This window comes from Halobacillus litoralis (assembly GCF_020524025.1).
GTDB classification, from domain to species: Bacteria; Bacillota; Bacilli; order Bacillales; family Halobacillaceae; genus Halobacillus; species Halobacillus litoralis_D.
Genome location: NZ_JAIVKN010000002.1, coordinates 111,874 through 137,976 on the forward strand (window position 1 = coordinate 111,874; position 26,103 = coordinate 137,976).

Here is a 26,103-nt window from a genome sequence, read left to right on the forward strand (position 1 = left end):
AATATATCTAAACGTATTGACAGTGACCTCTATAATCTTTAAAATCCTTTACGTGAAAATTTTCCACCAGAAAGGGTTTACGACTATGGATTTTATGAAAGCCGCTCAACTGTTGGACGAAGGATATGCTTTGAAACGTAACTCATGGACGAATTCTGGATATATTACAAAAGATAAAGAAGGCATTATCAGCTTTTTTGACCATAATGAACCGACTGTGTATCAGCTCTCAACAGAAGATGCTCTTGCCGGTGACTGGGAGTCTGTGGCAAAAGATCGATGGACGATTGTATCTATTGCACACGATCATGAACTGATGCAGGGGAAACTATTTGTCACCTATCATATCTGTGCACAAAACGGTGGCAGCATTTTAAATAACCACCTTGTTGAACAGGATCAGCTCGCTCAATGGTCCCATTATGTCCAATTGGATATGGATGAAACCGCACGCTACTTGAATGAACAAGATATCGAAAATGTTCAAAATACGCTTAGTGCGTAAGAAAACAAGGAAAAGCCGCGCCGATTTAAGGCGCGGCTTTTTTTATGATTTTTTCTTCTTGCGTCCCTGTTTAGGCACACCCTTATTACGATAGAAAGGCTTATTACCTTTTTGCTTATTTTTCTTTTTGTCTTTCTTCTTATCAGGCCCTTTGGATTGGATCTGCTTCGGACGTTCCGGGCGTTTTCTTTCTTTTCGCGGCTTCATACCATCAATTTCAAAATCGACCACTCGTTCTTCAATATTGACATTTGTTACACGAATGGTCACTTCATCCCCAATCCGAAACACGTTTCCTGTGCGTTCACCAATCATGGCATACTGCTTCTCATGATAATGATAATAGTCATCGGTCAGGGTACTAACGTGAACGAGGCCTTCTACTGTATTAGGGAGTTCAACGAACATGCCAAAACTGGTAACAGAGCTAATTACCCCCTCAAATTCTTCTCCAATTTTATCCTGCATAAATTCTGCTTTCTTTAAGTCATCCGTTTCACGCTCTGCATCAACAGCCGCACGCTCCATTTCAGAAGAATGCCTTGCAATCTCAGGCATCTGATCTTTCCAATGCTTCCTCGTCTTATAGTCGAGTTTCTTCTCCACTAAATAGGTACGGATCAGACGGTGCACAATTAAGTCAGGATAACGACGAATCGGTGATGTAAAGTGTGTATAGAAGTCTGTAGCCAAGCCAAAGTGTCCCAATCCTTGAGGATCATATTTTGCCTGCTGCATTGAACGAAGCATCAACTTCGATATGATCATATCTTCCTGCGTTCCTTTTACTTGTTCCAGCACTTTCTGCAATGCCTGCGGATGAACATTGTCTGCTGTACCTTTCACGGTATATCCCATATTGGCTACAAATTCAAAAAAGGTTTGCAGTTTGTCTTCATCAGGATCCTGGTGAATCCGATGAATAAACGGGACCTCCATCCAGTGGAAATGTTCTGCTACAGTTTCATTTGCCGCAAGCATGAACTCCTCAATGAGACGTTCTGCTACAGATCGTTCACGTAAACGAACATCGACAGCTTTTCCTTCTTCATCAACAACGACACCCGCTTCTTTAAAGTCAAAGTCAATAGCCCCACGATCCATACGTTTGCTGCGGAGAATGCTTGCAAGATCCTCCATGTCACGAAACATCGGAACCAAGTCTTCATACCTTTTCAGAAGCTCTGGATCTTGATCAAGAAGAATACTATTTACATCTTTATAGGTCATTCGTTCATTGGTTTTAATCACACTTTGGAAAATTTCGTGATTTACAATTTCCCCATGACGGTTTACTTCCATTTCACAAGAAAGCGTCAAACGATCAACCTGTGGGTTCAAAGAACAGATCCCATTCGACAGACGGTGTGGAATCATAGGAATAACCCTGTCCACTAGATATACGCTGGTCGCGCGCTCCCGTGCTTCTTTATCGATCGGAGAACCTTCCCCTACATAATACGTCACATCAGCAATGTAGACACCCAGCTTATAATTCCCATTATCAAGTTTCTGGACCCGGACGGCATCATCCAAATCTTTCGCATCTGCCCCATCAATGGTGACGATCATTTCATCGCGTAAGTCCCGGCGGTTCTCAATTTCGTCTTCACTGATCTGATCGGGCGTATCTGCAGCTTGCTGCAGCACCTCATCTGGAAAATCCATTTTAATTCCGTGCTTGTAAATAATTGAGATAATATCAATGCCTGGATCATTTTTATGACCTAGAATCTCAACAATTTCCCCTTCCGCACTCATGCGGTCTTCAGGGAACTTCGTAATATTAACAATTACTTTGTGCCCATCTATGGCACCATTGGTCTGACTCTTTGGAATGAAGATATCATTAGGTATACGCTTATCATCAGCGATGACGAAACCAAAATTACGACTGGATTCATATGTTCCGACAACTCTTGTCGTCGCTCGCTCTAAAATGCGGATGACGGTGCCTTCAGGACGCGTGCCATCTTCTTTTCTTTTTTCAATACGAACGAGTACCTTGTCATTATTCATAGATGAGTGCAGATCAGAATGGTGAATATAAACATCATCTTTATCTTCTTCGTCCGGAATTAAAAAGGCAAATCCTTTTGCGTGCATTTGTATGCGGCCTCGGATAAGATTCATTTTTTCAGGGAGACCAAAACGATTCTTTCGCGTACGTACCAGTTCTCCCTCTTCTTCAAGTTCATTTAAAACTTTCATAAGTATTTTAAATTCATCCGCGTTTGAAAGTTCTAATGTTTCTTCAAGCTCTTGAACAGACAATGGTTTTGATGCTGTTTCTTTAAAGAAATTGAGTATTTTCTGCTTTAATTCTGTGTTCAACTGCCTTACCTCCTTATAAATGAAGGACAAGACTCTGGTTTATGACCAGTCGAGTGAGTCGAGGAATTGCAGAATATCCTCATGCAACTGTTCTTTTTCCTTGTCCATCGTGATGACATGGCCAGAGTTTTTGTACCACTTTATATCTTTTTGATCCGCTTCTACTTGCTCATAAATATAATCTGCACTTTTTGTATTAATCATTTCATCTTTTTCAGCCTGGACAACGAGTGTCGGTGTATAGATCTGATCGACCTCATCGTGAACCTCGTTAATAAACCGCCCGAGCTGTTTAAACATGTCTTCTGATTCGGCTAACAGTTCCTGTACCTCTTGTTCAATGGTCTCCTGATCTTTACCTTCCAACTGCTTGTACTGTCGTGCTTTAAATTCAAAACCTTTGGTCAGCTGCTTCTCGTTATCGAAGAACATGGGAGAACACATGGTTACAAGCCCTTTAATCGGTTGAGAATAAGCGGCTTTTAAACCCAGCACACCGCCAAGTGACAGCCCTGCAACCGCAATCTTTTCATAACCCAGTTCACGAAGATGATTTATAGCCTGTTGAACATCCGACCACCAATCTTCTGGTCTTGCATCGATTAAGGCTTCCAATTCCTTCCCATGACCTGCATAGATAGGTGCATGCGAGGTATACCCATGCTTTTGCAAAAAGCGGCCAAGCATACGTACATCTGCAGAGTGCCCCGTAAAACCATGTAGTAATAATACCGCACGTTCTCCTTCCTCAAACGTAAATGGTTGAGGTTGTTTGATCTTCATATCATTCTCTCCTTACTTCATGTATGTCCTTATTTTTAAATTTCATTCTTATGCACAATGTATTCTATTTTACCAAAATTGCGGTTCACTGACACATTTTGTTTGTCTATGCAGTGGTTTCCTTTATTATTGACCTTCCCTTTCCTATTCCACCGATACCCTGAAGGCTAACTTCACAGCCACGTTCTGTCTGTTATTATCAACGCCGAAGTTTTATGTATACACAGGAACCATACTGAGAAAATAAAAAAACCGCGCATTTTAAAAAAGCGCGGTTTAATCCTTATTCAATCATTTATCCAATAACATAAGCCGTTGAAAAGGCTAAAACGAAGAAAAGGACGCCGGCAACGATTGTTGCTTTGTGTAAGACTGCGTCAATCCCTCGTGCTTTTTGTTTCCCAAACAATTGCTCCGCTCCACCAGAAATAGCCCCTGAAAGACCGGCACTCTTTCCTGATTGCAACAAAACAAGAACGATTAAAGCAATTGTATCAATGACTAATAAAGTAATTGCGAGTGTTTCCATGATGCGCCAACACCTCCTAAAGACGTACAAATAACTAGTTTAAATGTAGCATATATGCTTTGAACCGGCAAGATGATTATCGGAAAAATCGGAATGTCCCGTATTCAGGCTGCACACACTTTTCATAAATGAACTTTTTTGATTGTTTTTGATTGTTTATGGTTGATTTTGAAAGGGCTTTCCTTTATGATAAAGACAGACAATAAATAGGAGTTGCCTATATGCTAACAACTGAACGACATCAACTAATTATTAAAACAGTCAAAAACGATCAAACGACATCACTTAAGCGGCTGGTAGAAGTGACCGGTGCTTCAGAATCAACCATTCGTCGTGATTTAGATCAGCTGGAACAACAGGGTCTTCTGCGCCGCGTTCATGGAGGCGCTTCATTAATAAGCTCTGCCAGTGAAGAGCCGGCTATGAGAGAAAAGGTAACAAAATCCCAGAAAGAAAAACGCTTAATTGCGAGGTATGCTTCATCAATGGTTCAACCCGGGGACTGCATTTTTATAGATGCTGGATCCACGACGTTTGAAATGATTCCATTTTTAAAACAAAAAGACATCATTGTTGTAACCAATGGTTTAGACCACCTGCAGGCACTTACTGAGTACAACATCAAAACTTATGTGCTGGGTGGACTGATTAAGTCCCGTACCGGAGCTGTTGTTGGGGCTGGAGCTGTACAAAATCTTCAGCAGTATAGATTTGACCATTGTTTTATGGGTGTGAACGGCATCACTATACAAGATGGATATACAACACCTGACCCAGAAGAAGCAGCGATTAAACAAATGACGCTCCAACTATCACGTAAACGATATATTTTAGCGGACCATTCAAAATTCGGTAACGTTGCTTTTACGAAGTTCGGTGACATCCAATCAGCAGCTATACTGACAAATTATGAAGGCCCGGAAATAAACGATTTTGCTAATAAAACCAATATAAAGGTTGTGACAACATGATTTACACATGCACACTGAATCCTTCTATAGACTACATCATGCATGTAGAAGATTTTGCAGCAGGTGGATTGAATCGAGCCCACCAGACTTTTTATTATCCAGGAGGCAAAGGAATTAATGTCTCAAGAGTCATGATCCGTCTTGGCATCCAGTCAGAAGCTCTTGGGTTTACCGGGGGTTTTACAGGAGCATTCATCACCAACTTTCTCGAAAAAGAGAATATTGTTCACAGTTTTATTCAAACCGAACAAAACTCAAGAATAAACGTAAAGCTGAAAAGCGGGGAAGAAACGGAGATTAACGGTCCAGGTCCGGAAATATCCGCAGCCGCACAAGAGCAGCTGCTCAAAAAAGTAAACCGCTTATCTCAGGAAGATACCCTTGTATTAGCAGGCAGCATTCCGGCTTCCCTTCCTGAAGACTTTTACATTACTCTCACTGATGTCTGCGCAAAAAATAATGTGAGGGTCGTTGTGGACACGTCTGGAAAAGCTTTAAATCAATTGATAGGACAACCCCTTTTCCTGATAAAGCCCAATCATCATGAACTCGGGGATTTATTCGGTGTTGAAATTGATACGGTTGAAAAAGCAGCTGAATTCGGAGAAAAGCTCCTTCATAAAGGAATAGAACATGTCATTGTATCTATGGGAGGAAATGGAGCGGTCTATATAAATAAAGAACAGAAGCTGTTTGCAAATGTTCCCAAGGGCGAGGTTAAGAATTCAGTCGGCGCAGGAGATTCTGTTGTAGCTGGATTTCTATCCTCCCTTACCAACGGGAACCCCTCCCATGAAGCTTTCCGTTACGGAGTAGCGGCAGGAAGTGCCACTGCTTTTCAAGACGATTTATGCGAAAAAGAAAATGTCGAAGAGCTTGTAGAACAGATACAAATCTCAACCATTAAGTAAAGGAGTGCATGTTAAATGAGAATAACCGAATTGTTAACCAAAGACACCATCCTGTTGGACATGTCTGCTTCTTCTAAACCTGAAGCTATTAATGAGCTTGTAAATCAGCTCAGTTCGGCCGGAAAACTCAATGATCAAACGGCCTTTAAGCAGGCGATTGAGGCCCGTGAAGAACAGAGTACTACCGGAATTGGTGATGGCATTGCCATACCCCACGCTAAAACATCAGCCGTGAAAGACCCTGCGATTGTTTTCGGACGATCCTCTGATGGGCTCGATTACGAATCACTTGATGGTCAGCCGACCCACTTATTCTTTATGATTGCCGCTTCTGAAGGAGCAAACAACACACACTTAGAAACCCTGTCCCGATTGTCATCCTATTTAATGGATAATCAATTCCGCAGTCAGCTTGAATCCGCTAAAACAAAAGAGGACGTCATCAACGCCATTAATGCTAAAGAATCAGAAGAAGAAAAGGTTGAAGAAGAGCATGAGTCCACTTCAGGTAAAATATTGGCTGTGACTGCCTGCCCAACAGGTATTGCTCATACGTATATGGCTGCGGACAAGTTAAAAGCAACTGCAAAAGAAATGGGAGTAAACATTAAGGTACAGACAAATGGATCAAGCGGTGTTAAAAACCGTCTCACGAAAGAGGAAATCGCTGAAGCAGATGCCATTATAGTAGCCGCTGATACCAAAGTAGATATGGATGCTTTCACCGGAAAACCTGTTATTGAAGTACCTGTAGCTAAAGCAATTCATGAGCCGAAAGAACTTATCGATAAAGCCGTTCGTTCCGATGCCCCTGTTTATCAAGGGAGCGGAAAATCGACCGACTCCTCTGAGGAAAAAGGTCAGCGCACAGGATTTTACAAGCATTTAATGAACGGCGTATCCAATATGCTTCCATTTGTCGTGGGCGGTGGAATTTTGATAGCGATCTCCTTTTTCTGGGGAATCAATTCCGCTGATCCTGCAAATGCTGATTACAATAGGTTCGCTGAGATGCTGAGTATTATCGGTGGCGGAAACGCCTTCTTCCTCCTTGTGCCTGTACTAGCTGGTTTTATCGCTTCCAGTATCGCTGACCGGCCTGGATTTGCTCCCGGTATGGTCGGTGGTTTAATCGCTGTTACGCAGACGGTTGAAGGTGCAGGAAATGGTTCTGGTTTCTTAGGCGGTCTGATTGCCGGATTCTTAGCAGGTTATTTAACTCTGCTTGTTAAGAAACTCTTAGAAGGTCTGCCTGCGGTTATGGATGGATTGAAAACGGTCCTCTTATATCCCGTGCTTGCTATTTTTGGAACGGGTATGATTATGTTACTCATCAACCCTGCTTTAACAAGTGTTTACACATGGTTATTCGACTTACTGGATCGTATGAGTGGATCAAATTTAGCTCTACTTGGCTTAATTGTAGGTGGAATGATGGCTGTCGACATGGGTGGACCTGTCAATAAGGCTGCCTACACATTTGGCATTGCTGCCCTGGATGCCGGGAATTACACATTTATTGCCGCTGCTATGGCAGGCGGTATGGTTCCTCCTCTTGCTATGGGTCTTGCAACAACATTCTTTAAAAACAAATTCACGAAGCAGGAACAGGAGACAGGAAAAGCAGCCTACCCGCTTGGAGCTTTCTTTATTACCGAAGGTGCCATTCCATTTGCTGCAGCTGACCCTGCCCGTGTTATCCCTTCAATGGTAGCCGGAAGTGCTCTCGCAGGGATGTTGACCATGTTATTTGGAATTGGACTACGTGCCCCGCATGGCGGAATAATTGTCGCCCCGCTCGTCGAGGGAGGATTCAGTCAAGTACTTCTTTATTTAGCAGCTATCATTGCAGGATCAATTCTTTCTGCAATTATCGTAGGATTCTTGAAAAAAGACCTCCAAAAGGCTTAAAATAATATAGTTAGGGTAATCCAACAACTAATAAAGGATTTAATAAGGAGGATATACAATGGTAGAAAAAACTTTTACAGTTACATCAGCTGATGGTGTTCACGCTCGTCCTGCTACTGTGCTTGTACAAAACGCAGGAAAATACGAGTCTGATATTAACCTGCATTACAAAGAGAAATCTGTGAATCTTAAATCCATCATGGGAATCATGAGTTTAGGCATTCCAGCAAACGCTGAAGTTAAAATCACTGCAGAAGGCAATGATGAACAAGAGGCGATTGATCACTTAGAAACAACTATGAAGAATGAAGGCTTGGGGGAATAACAGCATGAAACAGCTTCAAGGTATTGCGGCTTCCAGCGGGATTGCCATTGCAAAAGTTTATCGTCTGGAAGCACCAGACCTTACTTTCACCAAAACAGATATTCAACAACCAGAACAAGAGGTCAAACGCCTGCATGAAGCTCTGGAAGTATCAAAAACAGAGCTGGAGAAAATCAAAGAACATACGAAAAAATCACTTGGAGATGAGCATGCAGAAATCTTCTCCGCTCACCTGCTCGTGTTAAGCGATCCAGAATTGATCCAACCGATTGAAGATAAAATTAAGAGCGAGAATGTCAATGCTGAGGCTGCTCTTTCTGAAACAGCGAATATGTTCATTGACATGTTTAAAGGCATGGATAACGAGTACATGCGTGAGCGTGCAGCAGATATCCAGGACGTAACTAAACGCGTAATGGCTCATTTGTTAGGCGTTACTTTCCCGGACCCTGCCCTAATCAATGAAGAGGTTGTCATTGTTGCCGATGACTTGACTCCTTCCGATACCGCTCAATTAAATAAGCAGTACGTTAAAGGATTCACAACAGACATTGGCGGCCGTACATCCCACTCTGCCATTATGGCACGATCTCTGGAGATTCCTGCTGTTGTAGGTACGAAGAACATCACTTCTCAAGCTGAAAAGGATGTTATGGTCATTGTAGACGGCATCAGCGGTGATGTTATCGTTGATCCAACAGAAGATCAAATCTCTGAATACAAGCAGAAACAAGACGATTTTGAAAAGCAAAAACAAGAATGGGCAAAACTTAAGGATGAAGCTACTGTCACTTCTGAAGGTGAACATGTGGAGCTTGTAGCAAACATTGGTACTCCTGACGATGTTGAAGGTGTTCTCAACAACGGCGGTGAAGGTGTCGGCCTTTATCGTACAGAGTTCCTTTACATGGGCAAAAGCCAGCTCCCAACAGAAGAAGAACAATTTGATGCCTACTCTTCTGTTCTAAAACAAATGGGAGACAAGCCTGTTGTTGTCCGTACACTTGATATCGGCGGCGATAAAGAGCTTGACTACTTGGATCTTCCAGATGAAATGAACCCGTTCTTAGGCTTCCGCGCCATTCGTCTCTGCCTTGAGCGTGATGACATCTTCCGCGTTCAACTACGTGCACTTCTGCGCGCAAGTGTCCACGGAAACTTGAAGATCATGTTCCCTATGATTGCTACTCTTGAAGAGTTCCGTCAGGCAAAAGCAATCCTTGAAGAAGAAAGAACGAATCTGACAAACGAAGGTCATGAAATTGCCGATGACATTGAAGTAGGAATCATGGTTGAAATTCCAGCAACTGCGGTCATCGCCCGCCAGTTCGCTAAAGAGGTCGACTTCTTCAGTATCGGTACAAACGATCTTATTCAGTATACAATGGCTGCTGACCGTATGAATGAGCGGGTATCCTACTTGTATCAGCCATACAATCCAGCTATTTTGAACTTAATTAATAACGTAATTGAAGCAGCACACGCTGAAGGAAAATGGGCTGGTATGTGTGGTGAAATGGCTGGAGATGAGATCGCTATTCCAATTCTGCTCGGTCTTGGACTTGATGAATTCAGCATGAGTGCGACTTCCATCCTGCCTGCACGTACACAGATCAGAGATCTTTCCAAGAAGGAAATGGCTTCTTATAAAGAAGAAATCCTTTCTATGGGTACAGCAGAAGAAGTAGTCGCTTTTGTTAAAGAAAAAGCACAAATCAAATAGTATTCCTAGCCTGGTTGTGGAACAATACATGGATGAATGAACTAAACATTTATTCCAATTACCCCCTTAAGAAAGGGATGTATCCGCTATGACATTTACAATTATTATGATCGTCTGTATCAGCATTGTCCTAGGGATAGCTGCATTGTTCGGTATGGCTGTTCATAAAGGTTACGAATACAATCACACCGTCGATCCTTTACCTGATGAGGATCACATAAAAAAAGAAAAAGCTGACGACTAGATGGTCGTCGGCTTTTTCTTTTTTGTCTTTTTCATTAGGAGGCTGCAAGTAAATGGTTAGTTACCACCACTTAAAGGGTCATACCCTCGTAAGGGAGAAGTAAATGTTATACCAAAATCTCTGTTGTTGACTATATCAGGATTTAAAATCTGATCCCCCTCCGGTTTTTCACCTTCTTTAACCCAGTCGATGAGAGCAGTGAATCCATCCGTCTCTTCCTCCGGTGTGAATTCACAGTGACCGGTAGCTCGTATAGCCCGGCTGACAAGCATATCTTCTTTCCCACTTGCCTCTACTCTTTGAGCATATAACTGTTCCATTGAAAAAGGAACAAATAAATCACCGATCGTATGAAGAGTTATAACAGGAACATTAATATCACCGGACAGCTGCGGGATTTTCGCCAGACCGTTTCCACTTCGTGCCTGAGGATCTGATGTAATGTCCGGAATTAACTCAGCTAGATTCTGCTCTTCTTCGGACAACTCTGGAGCTGCATCTAATTGATAGATGGAATCTGTATTATTAATTAGGTTTCCAGGTGTTCCGTAAGAAGGATCTTCACGATAGAGTGTAAAAAGGAAATCCTGCCAAATATTGAATGCCTGGTCAAAAAGTGGCCGTTCTCCCCCAGACAAATACATGGTCAATTTACGAAGCTTCTCCCCCTCATCCGTCAGTGTTGTATTTAATCCCAGTGTTTCTTTAATCTCAGGAACGATACTTGTTTGATAATTCTCTGGAGCAGGAAATTCCACAGGCACATCAGCTAATGCCTGAGCTGCAAGATTGTAATCTGTAAAAAAATCGAAAAGTTCATTATCTCCCATAACCCCGCACATTGGCATGGCTCCATCATAAGCATTTTGATATTGTTCAGCCAGCACTCCTGTAATATGCCCCCCCATTGAATGGCCCACCACATACGTATGATCTGCCTGCCCTATTTTCCCATTAAAAAATTGACCAAGTGCATGAGTATCTTTAACACCCTGTTTGACCTCATACCCATTTTTACTGTAACTGGACGCGGCCCAAGCATATCCTGCTTCGAGAAGGTATCTTCTTAAGTTAGAAGGATTATTCACAGTGAGCGCTTTTGTTTCCTCACTACGATATCCATGAGAGTAGAGAACTAAATCACCATTCCAATTCTCCGGCACTTCTATTCTATAGCCGGCTCCGTTATGTACGCCCCATAATCGTTCGGTTTCGATTCCTTCTAACGCATCGAACGGAAGCTGATCCTTATCTACAAAGTACTGCGCTTTCTTATTGGCAAAGGTTGTCCCGGCAGCGGTCATCATTACAAGCAGAAAGACTAACAGACATATGGTTATACGTTGACGCATTTCTACCATCCCCTTACTTTAAGATAAACACACAAAATGACACAATATTCTATCTATTTTTGAGCATACACTAAATTAGAAAAAAATTCCATTGTTAAGTTTTATACTTATTCATATTTGTGTTGTTATTTTAGGTCGAAGGAAAGAACGGGGTAGGCGTTAGGGGTTATACTTAAAATCACAAGAACCATCGTAAACTGCAGAAGAGTTTACGATGGTTCTTAAAACTACTTGCTTTTCTCATTCCAACATAAAAAGCTGACGTTTACTAAACGTCAGCTTTTTGGCTGGTATCAATGACTTTTAACTTACTTTTTATAGGAGTCCGTTTTTTAGGATTGGGAATGCGCTTGGGATAGCCTATCTGCAGCACAGACACAAGTTTAAATTTTGAAGGATCTAATCCGATATCCCATGAGAACTGTGGGTCATGGAGATAAGGACTCGTCGTCCACAATACCCCTACACCTGCTTCCCAAGCAAGCAGCTGTACATTCTGAATATAGGCACATACCGATGCATAATCCTCCTCATACTTCCTCTCATCTTCATCTCTCTCCATATAAATAAGCGCATGGTGAGGGATATGTAGTAGAAATTCACGGATTCCTTCTTCCAGCTGTTCTCTTTTCTCCAACTCATAGCCTGTGAAGAAACCTTTTCTATGATAACTGTCCAGCACGGCTTTGGAGTAATCTTCTTTCCCGTCAGCTTGATATAAAAGGATGTTCCATGCCTGCTTCATACGATGAGTAGGAGCCAATGTAGCAAGGTTGAATATCTCCTCTAACAAATCACCTTCTACATTTTCCGGCTTATATTCATGGATAGAGCGGCGTTGGGTTATCGCTTCCATCAAATCCATAGCATTCACCTCATAAAATCATCAACTTTGCTGCATGGTGCCCCATACAATAAGCCCATTCTTTAAAGAAAAAAGGAAGCTTTGTTTCTAATGATTGGTAGGCTGAATATTTTGTAGGTACACCCTGTACATTCATCCCCTGATTCTCCGCCATAGCTACCGCTCTCTTTAAATGGAAACGATCGCTCACTATGAGATAGGAGTCAATTCCCTGCTGAGTAGTCACTTCCTTGGCATTAATTAAATTCTCTTCTGTCACCTGTGAACGATCTTCATAAAAGATGTCTTCTTTCGGTACGCCTTTTTCAATAGCATAGATCCTGCCCACTTCCGCCTCTGACGATACCGCATTTTCACTCATTCCACCGGTGAATATTAAGTAATCCACAACACCATCTTTATACAGTTCAATTCCCTGCTTTAACCGCCCTTCAAATACTGGACTGGGCTTTCCATTCCATTGAGCAGCCCCTAACACAATAGCCGCATCCGCCTTGGGAATTTCCTGCTCTTCCCCAAAGGTCCAGACTGTATACCCACTATAAATTCCATAGATCAGGCAGATTAACAGCAGTATTTTTATGAATTTCTTCATCTATGTTCGTTCTCCTAATTATGATGGTATGTCTACATCATATCATAGAAAAAAGCCTCTCTAAATAACTAGAGAGGCTCAATCTTTTCATTTTTTTAAATCATCTTAAGCATAAAAGTTATGAACTTAGAGATTTAATAAAAGGTTTGTACGACTTCATACAGTCGTTATTTCTTATTTATTTAAGTTGTAGAATGCTTTCTCGCCTGCATATGTCGCAGTTCCAAGCAGCTGGTCTTCAATACGAAGAAGCTGGTTGTACTTCGCTACACGGTCGGTACGAGATGGAGCACCTGTTTTAATTTGACCAGCGTTTGTTGCAACAGCAATGTCAGCGATTGTCGCGTCTTCTGTCTCACCAGAACGGTGGGAGATGACAGCTGTGTAACCTGCACGCTTCGCCATTTCAATAGCTTCGAAAGTTTCTGTAAGCGTACCAATTTGGTTCACTTTAATAAGAATAGAGTTTCCTACGCCTTCTTCAATGGCACGGCCTAGTTTCTCAGTGTTTGTAACGAACAAGTCGTCACCAACAAGCTGGACACGGTCACCGATACGATCTGTTAGAAGCTTAGTACCTTCCCAGTCGTTCTCATCAAGACCATCTTCAATAGAAACAATTGGATACTTGTTAACAAGCTCTTCATACCAGTCAACCATTTCTTCAGATGTGCGGACAACACCTTCACCTTTAAGGTTATACTTGCCATCTTCATAAATTTCAGAAGAAGCAACATCCATTGCAAGCTTAACTTCTGCATCCGGCTTGTAACCAGCAGCTTCAATGGCTTCGATAATTGTAGATAGAGCTTCTTCGTTAGAACCTAAGTCAGGAGCAAATCCACCTTCATCACCTACACCAGTGTTGTATCCTTTGCTACCAAGTACTTTTTTAAGAGAGTGGAAGATCTCTGCGCCCATACGTAGTGCTTCTTTGAATGTTGGTGCGCCTACTGGCATAATCATGAATTCTTGAATATCTACGTTATTATCAGCGTGCTCTCCACCGTTAAGGATGTTCATCATTGGAGTTGGAAGCGTTGCTGCAGTGAATCCACCCAGGTATTTATAAAGTGGAAGACCTACAACGTCAGCAGCTGCGTGAGCAACAGCCATGGAAACACCAAGAATTGCGTTAGCACCCAGGTTTCCTTTGTTTTCTGTACCGTCAAGTTCTCTCATCATTTGATCAATGATTACTTGCTGCGTAACATCCATACCTAGTAGGTTTGGAGCAATTTTTTCGTTTACGTTATCAACGGCTGTTTGAACGCCTTTACCAAGGTAACGCTCTTTATCACCATCACGTAATTCTACAGCTTCATACTCACCAGTAGAAGCTCCACTAGGAACAAGTGCTGTACCGAACGCTCCGGATTCTGTATATACTTCAACTTCAACAGTTGGGTTACCACGAGAGTCAAGGACTTCACGTGCATAAACATCAGTAATGTATGGCATTGAATATCTCTCCCTTATTTTTTAATTAAAGATTTTCCTGTCATTTCTTCAGGTTGTTCAACGTTTAATAATTCAAGAAGTGTTGGTGAAAGGTCACCTAAAATGCCGCCTTCACGAAGTTCTACACCTTCTTGAGTGACAATCACGGGAACCGGATTTGTCGTATGGGCAGTCATGGCATCTCCGTCTAAGGTCGTCACCTCATCAGAATTTCCATGGTCCGCTGTAATAATGGCGTGTCCGCCCTTTTCATGAATTTTGTCCACAATTTTACCTAAGCACTCATCTACAGCTTCAATCGCTTTAATTGTCGGTTCAAGCATACCTGAGTGACCGACCATATCTGGATTTGCGAAGTTTAAGATGATGGCATTGTGTTTGTCTTCATCCAACGCATTTAAGAGAGCGTCTGTTACTTCATAAGCACTCATCTCAGGCTTTTGGTCATAAGTAGCGACTTTAGGAGAATCGATGAGGATGCGCTCTTCCCCTTCAAATTCCTTTTCACGTCCACCACTCATAAAGAAAGTAACGTGCGGGTATTTTTCTGTTTCAGCAATACGAAGCTGCTTCATCTTGTTTGTTTCTAACACTTCTCCAACCGTGTTCTTTAAATCGTTTGGAGGAAAAGCAATCTTACTTCTAACCTGATCACTATATTGTGTCATACCAACGAAGTGAAGATTTTTCGGTGCTTCTTCACCACGATCATATCCATCAAAGTCATCGTTAGCAAACGTACGGGAAAGCTGAATCGCACGGTCTGGACGGAAGTTGAAGAAAATGATGCTTTCTTCGTCTTCCACTGTACCGACAGGATTACCATCGTCATCAGTAAGAACCACTGGCTCTACGAATTCATCGTAGACTTCCTGTTCATAAGAATCTTCAATAGCTTTGATTGGATCCTTGTAAGTGGGTCCTTTGCCATATGCAATCGCATCGTAAGCTTTTTGAACCCGCTCCCAGCGATTGTCGCGGTCCATAGCATAGTACCGGCCGGAAAGAGTGGCAATTTGACCTATCCCAATTTCCTCAATCGCTTCCTGCGTTTGTTTTACATAAGTTTTAGCTGATTGCTGACCAACATCACGGCCATCCAAAAAGGCATGAATGAATACTTTCTCCACCCCTTCTTGTTTAGCAAGCTTCAATGTTGCAATCATATGATTGATATGGCTGTGAATGCCGCCGTCAGAAAGAAGGCCGAAGATGTGAAGAGCTTTATTGTTCTCTTTAGCATGGTGCACAGCTTTTAAGAGTACTTCGTTTTCAAAGAAATCCCCTTCACGAATGGAAAGGTTAATTCTAGTCAAACTTTGATACACGACGCGGCCTGCCCCGATATTCAGGTGACCAACCTCTGAATTCCCCATTTGACCTTCAGGAAGTCCGACTGCTTCCCCACAAGCCGTTAATTGAGAGTGTGGGAATTCATTCCAGAAACGATCAAAGTTTGGTGTGTTCGCTTGCTTAACGGCGTTCCCTTTTTCTTCTTCACGAATAGCATATCCGTCAAGAATAATTAAGGCGGCTAAGTTTTGATTACTCATGCTTACCTGCCTCCACAAGTTTTAGGAAAGAGTCTGCTTCTAAGCTCGCTCCACCTACAAGAGCACCATCAATGTCGGACTGTGAAAGAAGTTCATCTACGTTTGCAGGTTTAACACTGCCTCCGTATTGAATACGTACCGCTTCTGCTGCATCTTCATTTACATATTCACTAACCACTTTGCGGATATGAGTACAAACTTCGTTTGCCTGTTCAGAAGTCGCTGTACGACCTGTTCCAATTGCCCAGATCGGCTCATATGCAATGATAGTTTCTGCGCACTGTTCATTTGTTAAACCATCCAGTGCTTTTTTCACCTGCGTTTCAACAACGTCCATGGTTTGGTTGGATTCACGCTGCTCTAAAGATTCACCAACACAAATGATAGGAGTCAAACCGTGGTTAAAAGCTGCGTGGACTTTCTTATTTACGTCTTCATCTGTTTCTTTAAAGATTTCACGACGCTCGGAGTGGCCAAGAACAACGTATGTGACGCCTAGCTCTTTCAACATAACCGGGCTTACTTCACCAGTGAATGCTCCACTTTCTTCAAAGTGCATGTTTTGTGCACCAATTTTCAAGCTTGTACCTTCTGTTTCTTCCACTAATTTCTGTAGGAAAGGAAACGGAGCACAAACGATGGATTCAACCTGTTCACTTGAAGGTACCTCGTTTTTAGCTGTTTGAATGAAATCTTCCGCTTCACGGTGAGTTTTATTCATTTTCCAGTTTCCTGCAATCACTTGTTTACGCATGTCTGCTTCACCTCTCCTTTTTATTTATCGTTTAGTAGAGCTACTCCTGGAAGTTCTTTTCCTTCCATAAATTCAAGAGATGCTCCGCCACCAGTAGATACGTGATTCATATCATTGGCATAACCAAATTTCTCAACAGCTGCTGCTGAGTCTCCGCCTCCGATAACACTGTAGCCTTCTGTTTCTGATAGAGCACTAGCTACTGCTTTTGTACCGTTAGCAAATGATTCAATTTCGAATACACCCATTGGGCCGTTCCAGATAATCAGCTTAGAGTCTTTGATTACTTGGGCATATTTCTCTCTTGTTTTCGGACCAATATCAAGCGCTTCCCAGTCAGCAGGAATGCTGTCAATGCTCACTTCTTCTTTATTCGCAGAATCAGAGAAGTCATCTGCAACGACTACGTCTTCTGGCATCAAGAAGTTCACGCCTTTTTCTTCTGCTTTTTTCATATATTCTTTGGCAAGATCAATCTTATCTTCTTCAAGTAAGGATTTGCCTATTTCGTGGCCCAGAGCTTTCACAAATGTGTAAGCAAGACCTCCACCGATAATTAAGTTATCAACTTTATCAATCAGGTTGTCGATCACACCGATTTTATCTTTAACTTTCGCACCACCAATAATCGCTGTGAACGGGCGGTCCGGGTTAGATAATGCTTTACCCAAAACGTTAATTTCTTTCTCCATCAAGAAACCGGCAACAGCAGGAATATGTTCTGCTACACCAGCTGTTGAAGCATGTGCACGGTGTGCGGCTCCAAACGCATCATTTACGTAGAGGTCAGCCATATCAGCGAAAGCCTTCGCCAGCTCTGCATCATTCTTTTCTTCGCCTGGGTTGAAGCGTACGTTTTCAATAAGGAGAACATCGCCATTGTTCATTTCGGAAATAGCTTTATTCACTTCGCTTCCGTATACTTCATCCGTCTTTGTAACTGTCTGGCCTAAAAGATCGCTTAAACGGTCAGCTACAGGATCTAAACGAAGTTCTTGAACAACCTCTCCTTTAGGACGACCAAGGTGACTGGCAAGAATAACCTTAGCTCCATTTCCAGTTAAGTGCTTAATTGTAGGAAGGGCAGCTTTTATTCTAGTGTCATCAGTTACCTTTCCGTCGCTCATCGGTACGTTAAAGTCGACACGGCAGAATACCGTTTGACCATTCACTTCAACATCACGAATCGTTTTCTTATTCATAGAATGACAACCTCCTTGGTTTGTGGTCAGGGTGAATACCTGCCCTTATGTACGTTTCCACACACATAGCATGAGGAAACGCCGTTAAGCAGGAAACGAAAAAAACAAGGATAAAGGAGGAGGACATGAGACCTCCTCCTTACCTGCTTTTTCCTAGTATTTTCAATTAGGCCTCAGATATTACAAGCCTTGGTTTTTAAGGTATACAGCCAAGTCTACACAACGGTTGGAGTAACCAGTTTCGTTGTCGTACCAAGAAACAACTTTAACCATGTTGTTTTCAAGAGTAAGTGTAGAAAGACCATCGATGATAGAAGAGTTTGTATTACCGTTGTAGTCAGTAGATACAAGAGGCTCGTCGCTGTAACCAAGGATTCCTTTAAGTTTTCCTTCAGCTTCTGCTTTAAGCGCTTCGTTTACTTCTTCAGCTGTTACATCCTTGTCAAGTTCAGCAACGAAGTCAACGATAGAAACGTTCGCAGTTGGAACACGCATAGCCATACCGCTCAACTTGCCATCAAGGGTTGGAAGTACTTTAGCAACGGCTTGAGCTGCACCAGTTGTTGTAGGAATAATGTTTTGAGCAGCTGCACGCGCACGACGGTAATCTTTGTGTGGAAGATCAAGGATCTGCTGGTCGTTTGTGTAAGAGTGAACAGTTGTCATCATACCGCGCTTAAGACCGAACTTCTCATCAAGGATCTTAGCATATGGAGCCAGGCAGTTAGTTGTACAAGAAGCGTTAGAAATAACGTGGTGAGAATCTTTGTCATACTGATCTTCGTTAACACCCATTACAACTGTAAGGTCTTCTTGTTTTGCTGGTGCAGAGATAACAACTTTCTTAGCACCTGCATCCAAGTGTTTCTGAGCATCGTCACGCTGAGTGAAACGGCCGGTAGATTCGATAACGATATCCACGCCAAGATCGCCCCAGCCAAGTTGTGCTGGATCTTTTTCAGAAAGTACTTTAATTTCTTTGCCGCCAACAATCAGGTTGTCACCATTTGTTGTAACTTCTTCTGGAAGTGTACCGTGTACAGTATCGTATTGTAGTAGGTGTGCAAGCATGTTTGCATCAGTTAAGTCGTTAACCGCTACAACCTCTACGTCGTTGTTGTTTAGAGCAGCGCGGAATACGTTACGTCCAATACGTCCAAAACCATTAATACCAATTCTTACTGTCATGCTAAATTCCTCCTTGGATGATTAAATCAATTTATTTAAAGGGAAGAAAATCCCCTTATTAACTCTTTTGCAGCACCTTCATCGGTGATCAGGACATTGCTTTGTCCTGGTTGGAAATAAGATGCAATAGCTTCTGCTTTCGAGCGGCCTCCGGCAACAGCAATCACATGTTTCGCCCGTTTAAGATCCTCTAATTGAAGACCAACTGTACGAACCTTATGAACCACTTCACCTTCTCTGTTGAAGTAGTAACCAAACGCTTCGCCTACAGCTTTCTGCTGTTTGATTAACTCCAGTTGTTCCAATGATGTTTTTCTTCTCTCAGCCATCGTTAAAGCATCACCGACACCGTGAATAACGAATTCTGAGTGACGAATGGTATCCAGGATTTCCTTAATGGACGGTTCCTCTTTTATCGTCTGGTATGATTCCTCACTTAATGGATCGGGTACATACAAAAGACGATAATCACCCTTCGCTTTTTTTGCCATTTCTGCGCATATCGTATTGGCTTGGTTTTCTACTCTTTCTCCCAAACCTCCACGTGCGGGAACAAACAGACATTCATCAGAGCCCTTCAACGGTGTCATCATTTGTGCTACTGATGCCATCGTTGTACCTCCAGTAATGGCAATGACTTCATTTGAAACCATATGTTCTTTCAAATATTGGACACAAGCTTTTCCCATTTCTTGTTTTACCCAATTGAGCTCATCACTATCACCAGGAACAACAACGACATAGTCTAAATTTAATTTATCCTTTAATTGCTGTTCTAAAACCTTGATGCCTGAAACCTCTTTAATAAACTCAGCCAGCTGTTCAAGTATGTTTTGCCCTTCATAACTCAAGTGCATACCTCTTGAAGTAATCTCAACAGCCCCTTGCTTATTTAGAAAATCCACCTCACTGCGCACCGTTCGTTCAGCAAGCTCAACATTTTCAGCTAACGCTCTCCGTCCGACAGGCTGCATGATCTGGATGGAATACAACAGCTGATAACGGCGCTGTATAACGTCCAGTACATCAGGGAATAATTTTTTTTGTAAGTCGATGAACGCTCTCATGGAAAAGCCCCTTCTTTGAAATGATACCAACCGGGATGCATTATGTCCCAGCCAGTCATATTATGTCCCGCTCGGAGCAAAAAAATATCTCATTTCACCTCTAATAGTAACAGTGGGGATGCCCCCGCGCAAGCGCAAAACGACACGTTTTTTATTGTAAGCGCTTTTCTAACTCGAAATAATTAATCTGGCGGTAATCCAATTCTTCATTTCCAATTTTAAGCACTGGAATCTCAAACATGTATTTCTGATGTAAATACGGATCATCCTCTATATTTACTTCCTTCAGCTCCACATGGAATAAAGAAACCAGATCCCTGACTTCATCACAAAGGGGACACGTTTTTTTGGAGTATAAGATAAGAGAGTTCAAGTCAACCACCCACCTCTCAATGAATTGTTCACATCTTCGTCCTAATAAAAAAAGAACACACTTTAGGAAGCATGCCCTTTTTTATCATAAAAACCATTATCGATTTTCAATTTCCGTTTCTGCAAAAAATCCGATAACTCTTCGCCTACATAGTTTTCCGGCGTTCGCTTCAACGATTCATAGTTGAAGGACAACTTTTGTTGCTGCTGCATATCGAACACATGAATCCGCCTGTCTTCTGACACTTCCTCGGTCGACAACATTTTATAACGGATTAGGTTTGTCATGGATACCCCTTTTCTAAACAAAGCGAAAAGTCTGACTTTACATATCTATATAATAACATAAATGCCTGCTATAACAAACTGCAGTGATATAACAAAAGCTCGTTAAGACTCGTATCATCATTGTTCAACATTTGCTAAACAAACGTGTTATATACTCTATGCCTCGTCCACTTCATTGTTTTTATTATATCACAATAATAATCAGAACGTAAAAAGATAGGGCTTCCATTTGGAAGCCCTATCTAAAGTTAGCGCGCCTGAGAGGATTCGAACCCCCGACTGACGTAGAACCGGAATCTACCGCTCTATCCAACTGAGCTACAGGCGCATAAGCGACATGCAAATAATATTATAATGAAATTATTGATTAAACGCAACCCCTTTTTCTCATCAATTAGAAAGATTGTTCTTGCTTTGATGAGGTGTGACAGAAATCTTCAGCCCTAATACCCCATGCACCTATCTCTTAACGTAAAATAAAAGTTGTTTCAATAGATTTTTATTCGAACGTTTATATAGGTAATAAAAGGGTATGATGGTAAAAGGAATCAGCACAAAGTAATTATACATCACACTTTAATCTTACCCTCTTTCAGCAAGAAAAAGGTCGATCGTTTTTGTTTGACCTTCACTGACCTTAAAGGTATGATTAATGTATTCCATCATATTAATTTGATGTTAAGGAGGAACTTAAAATGAACTTAGTCCCTACAGTTATTGAACAAACGAACCGCGGAGAGCGCGCATATGACATTTATTCCCGCCTACTTAAAGATCGTATCATTATGCTGGGCAGCCCTATTGATGACAACATCTCAAACTCTGTTGTCGCTCAATTGCTATTCTTAGCTGCTGACGATCCTGAAAAAGATATTTCTTTATACATCAACTCTCCAGGTGGTTCCATCACAGCTGGTATGGCCATCTATGACACAATGCAATTTATTAAACCAAATGTTTCTACCATTTGTACTGGTATGGCTGCATCCATGGGAGCATTCCTTTTAAATGCAGGAGAACCTGGGAAGCGTTACGCTCTTCCAAACAGTGAAGTAATGATTCACCAGCCTTTAGGTGGTACTCAGGGTCAGGCCTCTGATATCGAAATTCACGCTAAACGTATCATTCAAATGCGTGAGAAGCTTAACAGAATCTTATCTGAGCGCACTGGTCAGCCAATGGAAGTCATCGAGCGTGACACGGATCGTGATAATTTCATGTCTGCGCACGAAGCTGTTGATTATGGCTTAATTGACAAAGTTATGGAAAAAACAACAGACCGCTAAACGGTAAAAATCCGCTGTATTTCTACACAGCGGATTTTTTTATTTTATTTTAAAAGAACGTTCATTCTTTCACATATGTTTGTTTAAGAAGACTGTACAAAATCAATAAGAACCTTTAATGCTTCTTCTTCATCTGTACCATCTGCAATTAATTTAATTTCTTCATCCGTTCCTACCGCTAAACTCATTAAACCCATGATACTTTTAGCATTCACTCGCTTTTCTTCTTTTTCTATAAAAATATCGGCAGTAAATTTATTTGCTTCCTGAACAAATTGAGCAGCAGGACGCGCTTGAAGTCCCGTGTTAAGTTCAATTTTCACCATTCTTTCTATCACTTATCATTCTCCTTTCAATATATCCTAATTTTTGTAAGCGGATTCAACGCAAAGGGAAAATAACGCTCTCTTAACGAAAGCGTTATGATTTGTATCTAATTATAGCATGAATCCTTTAGGGATACATTAATTTCTAGACTTTTCAGTTACTTCGCCTTTTTTCACTTTTTCCGCAAATTCATCAATTTTACGAAGGCGGTGGTTAATTCCTGATTTACTTATTGTGCCGCCGGATACATATTCACCGAGTTCTTTTAAAGAAACTTCCTGGTGCTGCAGTCTAAGCGTCGCAATTTCCTGAAGCTTGTCAGGGAGAGCCTCGAGGCCTACGGTCCGTTTGATAAATTTGATATTTTCCACTTGGCGGAATGCTGCACCAATCGTTTTATTTAAGTTGGCTGTTTCACAGTTGACTAGACGATTCACTGAGTTCCGCATATCCCTCACAATACGTACGTCTTCAAATTTAAAGAGAGCCTGGTGAGCACCAATATTACTAATCAATTCCGTAATCTTGTCCGCTTCTTTTAAATAAGTGATGTACCCTTTTTTCCTGCTTAACGTGCGCGCATGCAGACCGAAGCTGTTCATGAGCTTACACAACGCCTCGTTGTGTTCCTCATCAGAAGAGTAAATCTCAAGATGATAAGAAGACGTCTCCGGGTTATTCACAGATCCTCCGGCAAGAAAGGCCCCTCTCAAGTAAGCGCGTTTACAACATGTATCATTCAAATATTTTTTCGGAATCTCTGGATTGATGGACAGAGGTCCCTGTAATATCTCAAGATCTTCTAAAACTGTTTTAGCATTTTCCGCCATTCGAACAATATAGACGTTGTTTTTCTTTAACCGCATCTTTTTTCTTACAAGCAGTTCAACTGGATAGGGATACAGTTTTTTGATCAATGTGTAGATTCTACGTGCAATAGCCGCATTTTCGGTCTGGACATCCAGAATGTACTCACGATTAGACAACGAAAACGTACCGTTCATACGTACGAGGGCAGCCAATTCCGACTCCATACAGCACGTCTCTGCTTCCACATTGGTCAACTCTTTTTTTATCTCTGATGCAAATGACATAGGTGTCCCTCCCTTCTTTCACAGAAAAACGCGTTTACAGCATCGAATGCAATAAACGAGCGAGTTTTTCTGTATCGTGACGCAGCATAGGCTTGTTATGGTCTATTATATCTTCTTCGATCACTTTCAACCCCATGGATTTAATTCGATCGATATCATAAATAACTGGTTCAGAGTTTTCTTCTGCATACGCTTTTCTAACCCCTTGATCAATGGGCTTATTGTGCACAATAACTGACTTTATCACGTCTTTCCCAATATGATCAAACAGCGCTTGTATATGATCCGCAGCTGTATACCCTGAAGTCTCCCCTTCCTGTGTCATCACGTTACAAATGTAAGTCACATCTGCTTTCGTTTCTCGTAAGGCCTGACCAATCTCAGGAATAATAATGTTAGGAAGAATACTGGTATACAGACTGCCGGGCGATATTACTATTAAATCTGCTGACTTAATGGCTTCGACTGCCTCAGGTAAAGGTTGAACAGGAGTGGGGCTGACGAAGACCTTCTTAATCCTTTTATTTTGTTTAGGGATACTTGATTCCCCTGTAACAATTGTCCCATCTTCCATTTCTGCGTGCAGATTCATAGAGTGATTTGCTATCGGATAGATTTCTCCACGCACATTCAATACGCGGGAGATCTCTTTAATCCCCTTATAAAAATCACCGGTCATAGAAGCCATAGCGGCCAGCAGCAAATTTCCCATTGAATGGCCTGATAAACCGTTCCCATTTGCAAATCGATGTTGAAAAAGGTCTAAAAGCATAGGCTCAGCATCAGATAAGGCCGCGACAACATTACGGATATCACCTGGAGCTGGTATTTCCATCTCTGTCCGCAACCTCCCTGAGCTTCCTCCGTCATCAGCTACTGTAACGATGGCAGACAATTCGATCGGCAGATTTTTCAGCCCGCGTAGGAGAACAGGCATACCCGTCCCCCCGCCGACAACCGCAACCCGCGGTTTTCTCTTCTGTTCCATTCGTTACAAACCCTTTCTTTTATCAATGTCTCTATGGGTTACGTGTGTAACATAATCTGTAGAGAAATATTCCGATAAGTGCTCAGCAAGTGCTACGGAGCGATGCTGACCACCCGTACACCCAACAGCAATAACAAGCTGACTTTTTCCTTCTCGTTTATACTGTGGAAGCATAAATTGAAGCAGGTCTTTCAGCTTTTCGAGGAACTTTTGTGTATCCGTCCACTTAAATACATAAGAAGAGACCTCTGTGTTCAATCCGGTTAGCGGACGCATATGCTCCACATAATGAGGATTAGGCAGGAACCTGACATCAAACATTAGGTCAGCATCTATAGGAACGCCATATTTAAAGCCAAAAGAGACCATCTGAACAGAAAAAACCTGCTGTTCTTTCTGACGATAATTCTCAATAATCCGCTCACGTAGTTCCTTAGGTTTTAGTGATGTCGTATCAATAATGGTCTGCGATCGGCCCCTTAATTCATCTAGCATTTTCCGCTCTTTTCGAATACCATCCAAAGGAAGCCCTTCTTTAGCTAGCGGATGGGAACGACGCGTTTCCTTATATCGGGATACAAGTGACTGATCTTCGGCATCAAGGAAAAGAATATGTTCCTGCAGCCACTCTTCTTTGCCAAGGTGGTCTAAAGAATCAAATAATGCATCAAAAAATTCTCTCCCCCGCAAATCCATCACTAAGGCTACGTTCTGAATATTGTTGCTGGAGTCTTTCATTAACTCTAGAAATTTAGGAAGCAGGGCTGGAGGTAAGTTATCCACACAAAAAAAACCGAGATCTTCAAAGCTTTGAACAGCCACGGTTTTCCCTGCTCCTGACATTCCTGTGATGATCACTAACTGAGTGTTGTTGGCATCTACATGCATCATCAATCGCTCCCCATTAGTCAGGTCGTGACGGATCGAGATCCTGATCGATCAATCGAAAATCCGTCGTATATACAAATGTTCCATAAAGTTGGCCTTCGCTGGTTAAAATATGCTTGAAAATTTCCCGATCTCCCTCTGCCATCGGTTTCTGAAGTACTTCATCAACAGGTACCCATTCCAATTCGCCTTCTTCACTGACTTCTAACAGATCTCCAGAGTAAGACGTAGTGAAAAAGGTAAACATCATCCATTCTTGAGCTGTCTTTCCTTCTTCTCTCATAACAAAAGTGAAAGACCCTCTTAATTCAGGATTCTCAATGGATAACCCTGTTTCTTCTTTAAACTCTCGAACAACAGAATCTTTTATGTTTTCTCCAGCTTCCATTTTTCCACCTGGAGCAACATACCATCCTCTACGTGGTTTTTTCAGCATTAATACATAATCGTCCGTGCGTAAAATACAGTTTGCTACACGTTGCATTTTTTGTCACCTCATTTTCTTTCTAGAGGGCATCTTTACCCATTATACAATGAATACACAAGGTGCTACAATATTATGATTTCATTTAAGAAAATAAAAACAA

General features: G+C 41.8%; 27 protein-coding genes and 1 tRNA gene. 8 read left to right on the forward strand and 20 right to left on the reverse strand.

What is annotated here, in order from left to right; genetic code table 11:
- Nucleotides 1–85 precede the first annotated feature (85 nt).
- Nucleotides 86–505 (forward strand): hypothetical protein, encoded by a 420-nt coding sequence (locus LC036_RS07305; protein ID WP_226580394.1) that lies wholly within the window; start codon nt 86–88, stop codon nt 503–505.
- Between the two features lie 42 nt (nt 506–547).
- On the opposite strand, the gene rnr is transcribed toward LC036_RS07305, so the two are convergent.
- From rnr to secG, 3 genes are all read right to left on the reverse strand, one after another.
- Complete coding sequence (gene rnr / locus LC036_RS07310) at nt 548–2,839, reverse strand: ribonuclease R (protein WP_226580397.1); 2,292 nt, start codon at nt 2,837–2,839, stop codon at nt 548–550.
- A 39-nt stretch (nt 2,840–2,878) separates the two neighbouring features.
- Nucleotides 2,879–3,622: an alpha/beta hydrolase gene (locus LC036_RS07315; RefSeq protein ID WP_226580400.1), complete on the reverse strand. Its 744-nt coding sequence runs from the start codon at nt 3,620–3,622 to the stop codon at nt 2,879–2,881.
- A 295-nt stretch (nt 3,623–3,917) separates the two neighbouring features.
- On the reverse strand, nt 3,918–4,151 hold the full coding sequence (gene secG, locus LC036_RS07320) for a preprotein translocase subunit SecG (RefSeq protein WP_226580404.1): 234 nt from the start codon (nt 4,149–4,151) through the stop codon (nt 3,918–3,920).
- 221 nt (nt 4,152–4,372) lie between these two features.
- On the opposite strand from secG, the gene LC036_RS07325 reads away from it, so the two are divergent.
- The 6 genes from LC036_RS07325 to ytzI all read left to right on the forward strand — a co-directional run bounded on the left by LC036_RS07325 (nt 4,373) and on the right by ytzI (nt 10,236).
- Nucleotides 4,373–5,122 carry a DeoR/GlpR family DNA-binding transcription regulator gene (locus LC036_RS07325; protein ID WP_226580406.1) on the forward strand — a complete coding sequence of 250 codons (750 nt, stop codon included), beginning with the start codon at nt 4,373–4,375 and terminating at the stop codon, nt 5,120–5,122.
- Entirely contained in the window at nt 5,119–6,033 is a 915-nt protein-coding gene (gene pfkB / locus LC036_RS07330; protein ID WP_226580408.1) for a 1-phosphofructokinase, read from the forward strand. The genes LC036_RS07325 and pfkB overlap by 4 nt, the downstream gene beginning before the upstream one ends.
- A gap of 15 nt (nt 6,034–6,048) precedes the next feature.
- Nucleotides 6,049–7,944 carry a PTS fructose transporter subunit IIABC gene (locus LC036_RS07335; RefSeq protein ID WP_226580410.1) on the forward strand — a complete coding sequence of 632 codons (1,896 nt, stop codon included), beginning with the start codon at nt 6,049–6,051 and terminating at the stop codon, nt 7,942–7,944.
- A gap of 58 nt (nt 7,945–8,002) precedes the next feature.
- Nucleotides 8,003–8,269, forward strand: coding sequence for a phosphocarrier protein HPr (locus tag LC036_RS07340; RefSeq protein ID WP_226580413.1), 267 nt, complete (start codon nt 8,003–8,005; stop codon nt 8,267–8,269).
- Nucleotides 8,270–8,273: 4 nt separating this feature from the next.
- Complete coding sequence (ptsP, locus tag LC036_RS07345; RefSeq protein ID WP_226580416.1) at nt 8,274–9,992, forward strand: phosphoenolpyruvate--protein phosphotransferase; 1,719 nt, start codon at nt 8,274–8,276, stop codon at nt 9,990–9,992.
- Between the two features lie 88 nt (nt 9,993–10,080).
- Nucleotides 10,081–10,236, forward strand: a complete 156-nt coding sequence (ytzI, locus tag LC036_RS07350) for a YtzI protein (protein ID WP_226580419.1) — start codon at nt 10,081–10,083, stop codon at nt 10,234–10,236.
- Between the two features lie 56 nt (nt 10,237–10,292).
- Here ytzI and LC036_RS07355 read toward each other — a convergent pair whose 3' ends face one another.
- The 12 genes from LC036_RS07355 to LC036_RS07410 all read right to left on the reverse strand — a co-directional run bounded on the left by LC036_RS07355 (nt 10,293) and on the right by LC036_RS07410 (nt 21,261).
- Nucleotides 10,293–11,588, reverse strand: coding sequence for an alpha/beta fold hydrolase (locus tag LC036_RS07355; RefSeq protein WP_226580422.1), 1,296 nt, complete (start codon nt 11,586–11,588; stop codon nt 10,293–10,295).
- Nucleotides 11,589–11,856: 268 nt separating this feature from the next.
- Nucleotides 11,857–12,453 carry a nitroreductase family protein gene (locus LC036_RS07360; RefSeq protein WP_226580425.1) on the reverse strand — a complete coding sequence of 199 codons (597 nt, stop codon included), beginning with the start codon at nt 12,451–12,453 and terminating at the stop codon, nt 11,857–11,859.
- A gap of 10 nt (nt 12,454–12,463) precedes the next feature.
- The gene (locus LC036_RS07365) at nt 12,464–13,048 is read right to left on the reverse strand and encodes a YdcF family protein (RefSeq protein ID WP_226580428.1); all 585 of its coding nucleotides are present in this window, start codon (nt 13,046–13,048) and stop codon (nt 12,464–12,466) included.
- 174 nt (nt 13,049–13,222) lie between these two features.
- On the reverse strand, nt 13,223–14,509 hold the full coding sequence (eno, locus tag LC036_RS07370) for a phosphopyruvate hydratase (protein ID WP_226580431.1): 1,287 nt from the start codon (nt 14,507–14,509) through the stop codon (nt 13,223–13,225).
- A gap of 14 nt (nt 14,510–14,523) precedes the next feature.
- Nucleotides 14,524–16,062, reverse strand: a complete 1,539-nt coding sequence (gpmI, locus tag LC036_RS07375) for a 2,3-bisphosphoglycerate-independent phosphoglycerate mutase (RefSeq protein ID WP_226580433.1) — start codon at nt 16,060–16,062, stop codon at nt 14,524–14,526.
- Nucleotides 16,055–16,816, reverse strand: a complete 762-nt coding sequence (gene tpiA / locus LC036_RS07380) for a triose-phosphate isomerase (protein ID WP_226580435.1) — start codon at nt 16,814–16,816, stop codon at nt 16,055–16,057. The genes gpmI and tpiA overlap by 8 nt, the downstream gene beginning before the upstream one ends.
- Nucleotides 16,817–16,836: 20 nt before the next feature.
- Nucleotides 16,837–18,018: a phosphoglycerate kinase gene (locus LC036_RS07385; RefSeq protein ID WP_226580438.1), complete on the reverse strand. Its 1,182-nt coding sequence runs from the start codon at nt 18,016–18,018 to the stop codon at nt 16,837–16,839.
- A 180-nt stretch (nt 18,019–18,198) separates the two neighbouring features.
- Nucleotides 18,199–19,206: a type I glyceraldehyde-3-phosphate dehydrogenase gene (gene gap / locus LC036_RS07390; protein ID WP_226580441.1), complete on the reverse strand. Its 1,008-nt coding sequence runs from the start codon at nt 19,204–19,206 to the stop codon at nt 18,199–18,201.
- A gap of 35 nt (nt 19,207–19,241) precedes the next feature.
- Nucleotides 19,242–20,273, reverse strand: coding sequence for a sugar-binding transcriptional regulator (locus LC036_RS07395; RefSeq protein ID WP_226580443.1), 1,032 nt, complete (start codon nt 20,271–20,273; stop codon nt 19,242–19,244).
- Nucleotides 20,274–20,424: 151 nt separating this feature from the next.
- Nucleotides 20,425–20,655, reverse strand: a complete 231-nt coding sequence (locus LC036_RS07400) for a glutaredoxin family protein (protein ID WP_226580445.1) — start codon at nt 20,653–20,655, stop codon at nt 20,425–20,427.
- 53 nt (nt 20,656–20,708) lie between these two features.
- Nucleotides 20,709–20,933, reverse strand: coding sequence for a hypothetical protein (locus LC036_RS07405; RefSeq protein ID WP_226580447.1), 225 nt, complete (start codon nt 20,931–20,933; stop codon nt 20,709–20,711).
- Nucleotides 20,934–21,185: 252 nt separating this feature from the next.
- Nucleotides 21,186–21,261, reverse strand: a tRNA-Arg gene (locus LC036_RS07410).
- Between the two features lie 367 nt (nt 21,262–21,628).
- Here LC036_RS07410 and clpP point away from each other — a divergent pair.
- On the forward strand, nt 21,629–22,219 hold the full coding sequence (gene clpP, locus LC036_RS07415) for an ATP-dependent Clp endopeptidase proteolytic subunit ClpP (RefSeq protein WP_226580449.1): 591 nt from the start codon (nt 21,629–21,631) through the stop codon (nt 22,217–22,219).
- An 83-nt stretch (nt 22,220–22,302) separates the two neighbouring features.
- On the opposite strand, the gene LC036_RS07420 is transcribed toward clpP, so the two are convergent.
- From LC036_RS07420 to LC036_RS07440, 5 genes are all read right to left on the reverse strand, one after another.
- On the reverse strand, nt 22,303–22,557 hold the full coding sequence (locus tag LC036_RS07420; protein WP_226580452.1) for an HPr family phosphocarrier protein: 255 nt from the start codon (nt 22,555–22,557) through the stop codon (nt 22,303–22,305).
- Nucleotides 22,558–22,683: 126 nt separating this feature from the next.
- Nucleotides 22,684–23,640 carry a DNA-binding protein WhiA gene (gene whiA / locus LC036_RS07425; RefSeq protein ID WP_226580455.1) on the reverse strand — a complete coding sequence of 319 codons (957 nt, stop codon included), beginning with the start codon at nt 23,638–23,640 and terminating at the stop codon, nt 22,684–22,686.
- Between the two features lie 34 nt (nt 23,641–23,674).
- On the reverse strand, nt 23,675–24,628 hold the full coding sequence (locus LC036_RS07430) for a gluconeogenesis factor YvcK family protein (protein WP_226580457.1): 954 nt from the start codon (nt 24,626–24,628) through the stop codon (nt 23,675–23,677).
- Between the two features lie 3 nt (nt 24,629–24,631).
- Complete coding sequence (gene rapZ / locus LC036_RS07435) at nt 24,632–25,516, reverse strand: RNase adapter RapZ (RefSeq protein WP_226582445.1); 885 nt, start codon at nt 25,514–25,516, stop codon at nt 24,632–24,634.
- A 16-nt stretch (nt 25,517–25,532) separates the two neighbouring features.
- Nucleotides 25,533–26,000, reverse strand: coding sequence for an 8-oxo-dGTP diphosphatase (locus LC036_RS07440; RefSeq protein WP_226580461.1), 468 nt, complete (start codon nt 25,998–26,000; stop codon nt 25,533–25,535).
- Nucleotides 26,001–26,103 lie beyond the last annotated feature (103 nt).

Coding starts and splice junctions, on each gene's coding strand:
- LC036_RS07395 (WP_226580443.1), bottom strand. CDS start 20,273: ATGAGAGCGTTCATCGACTTACAAAAAAAATTATTCCCTGATGTACTG.
- LC036_RS07405 (WP_226580447.1), bottom strand. CDS start 20,933: ATGACAAACCTAATCCGTTATAAAATGTTGTCGACCGAGGAAGTGTCA.
- LC036_RS07355 (WP_226580422.1), bottom strand. CDS start 11,588: ATGCGTCAACGTATAACCATATGTCTGTTAGTCTTTCTGCTTGTAATG.
- LC036_RS07335 (WP_226580410.1), top strand. CDS start 6,049: ATGAGAATAACCGAATTGTTAACCAAAGACACCATCCTGTTGGACATG.
- rapZ (WP_226582445.1), bottom strand. CDS start 25,516: ATGCATGTAGATGCCAACAACACTCAGTTAGTGATCATCACAGGAATG.
- eno (WP_226580431.1), bottom strand. CDS start 14,509: ATGCCATACATTACTGATGTTTATGCACGTGAAGTCCTTGACTCTCGT.
- whiA (WP_226580455.1), bottom strand. CDS start 23,640: ATGTCATTTGCATCAGAGATAAAAAAAGAGTTGACCAATGTGGAAGCA.
- LC036_RS07340 (WP_226580413.1), top strand. CDS start 8,003: ATGGTAGAAAAAACTTTTACAGTTACATCAGCTGATGGTGTTCACGCT.
- gpmI (WP_226580433.1), bottom strand. CDS start 16,062: ATGAGTAATCAAAACTTAGCCGCCTTAATTATTCTTGACGGATATGCT.
- LC036_RS07440 (WP_226580461.1), bottom strand. CDS start 26,000: ATGCAACGTGTAGCAAACTGTATTTTACGCACGGACGATTATGTATTA.
- LC036_RS07430 (WP_226580457.1), bottom strand. CDS start 24,628: ATGGAACAGAAGAGAAAACCGCGGGTTGCGGTTGTCGGCGGGGGGACG.
- LC036_RS07365 (WP_226580428.1), bottom strand. CDS start 13,048: ATGAAGAAATTCATAAAAATACTGCTGTTAATCTGCCTGATCTATGGA.
- LC036_RS07360 (WP_226580425.1), bottom strand. CDS start 12,453: ATGGATTTGATGGAAGCGATAACCCAACGCCGCTCTATCCATGAATAT.
- pfkB (WP_226580408.1), top strand. CDS start 5,119: ATGATTTACACATGCACACTGAATCCTTCTATAGACTACATCATGCAT.
- LC036_RS07385 (WP_226580438.1), bottom strand. CDS start 18,018: ATGAATAAGAAAACGATTCGTGATGTTGAAGTGAATGGTCAAACGGTA.
- LC036_RS07315 (WP_226580400.1), bottom strand. CDS start 3,622: ATGAAGATCAAACAACCTCAACCATTTACGTTTGAGGAAGGAGAACGT.
- ytzI (WP_226580419.1), top strand. CDS start 10,081: ATGACATTTACAATTATTATGATCGTCTGTATCAGCATTGTCCTAGGG.
- LC036_RS07305 (WP_226580394.1), top strand. CDS start 86: ATGGATTTTATGAAAGCCGCTCAACTGTTGGACGAAGGATATGCTTTG.
- ptsP (WP_226580416.1), top strand. CDS start 8,274: ATGAAACAGCTTCAAGGTATTGCGGCTTCCAGCGGGATTGCCATTGCA.
- gap (WP_226580441.1), bottom strand. CDS start 19,206: ATGACAGTAAGAATTGGTATTAATGGTTTTGGACGTATTGGACGTAAC.
- tpiA (WP_226580435.1), bottom strand. CDS start 16,816: ATGCGTAAACAAGTGATTGCAGGAAACTGGAAAATGAATAAAACTCAC.
- LC036_RS07325 (WP_226580406.1), top strand. CDS start 4,373: ATGCTAACAACTGAACGACATCAACTAATTATTAAAACAGTCAAAAAC.
- secG (WP_226580404.1), bottom strand. CDS start 4,151: ATGGAAACACTCGCAATTACTTTATTAGTCATTGATACAATTGCTTTA.
- clpP (WP_226580449.1), top strand. CDS start 21,629: ATGAACTTAGTCCCTACAGTTATTGAACAAACGAACCGCGGAGAGCGC.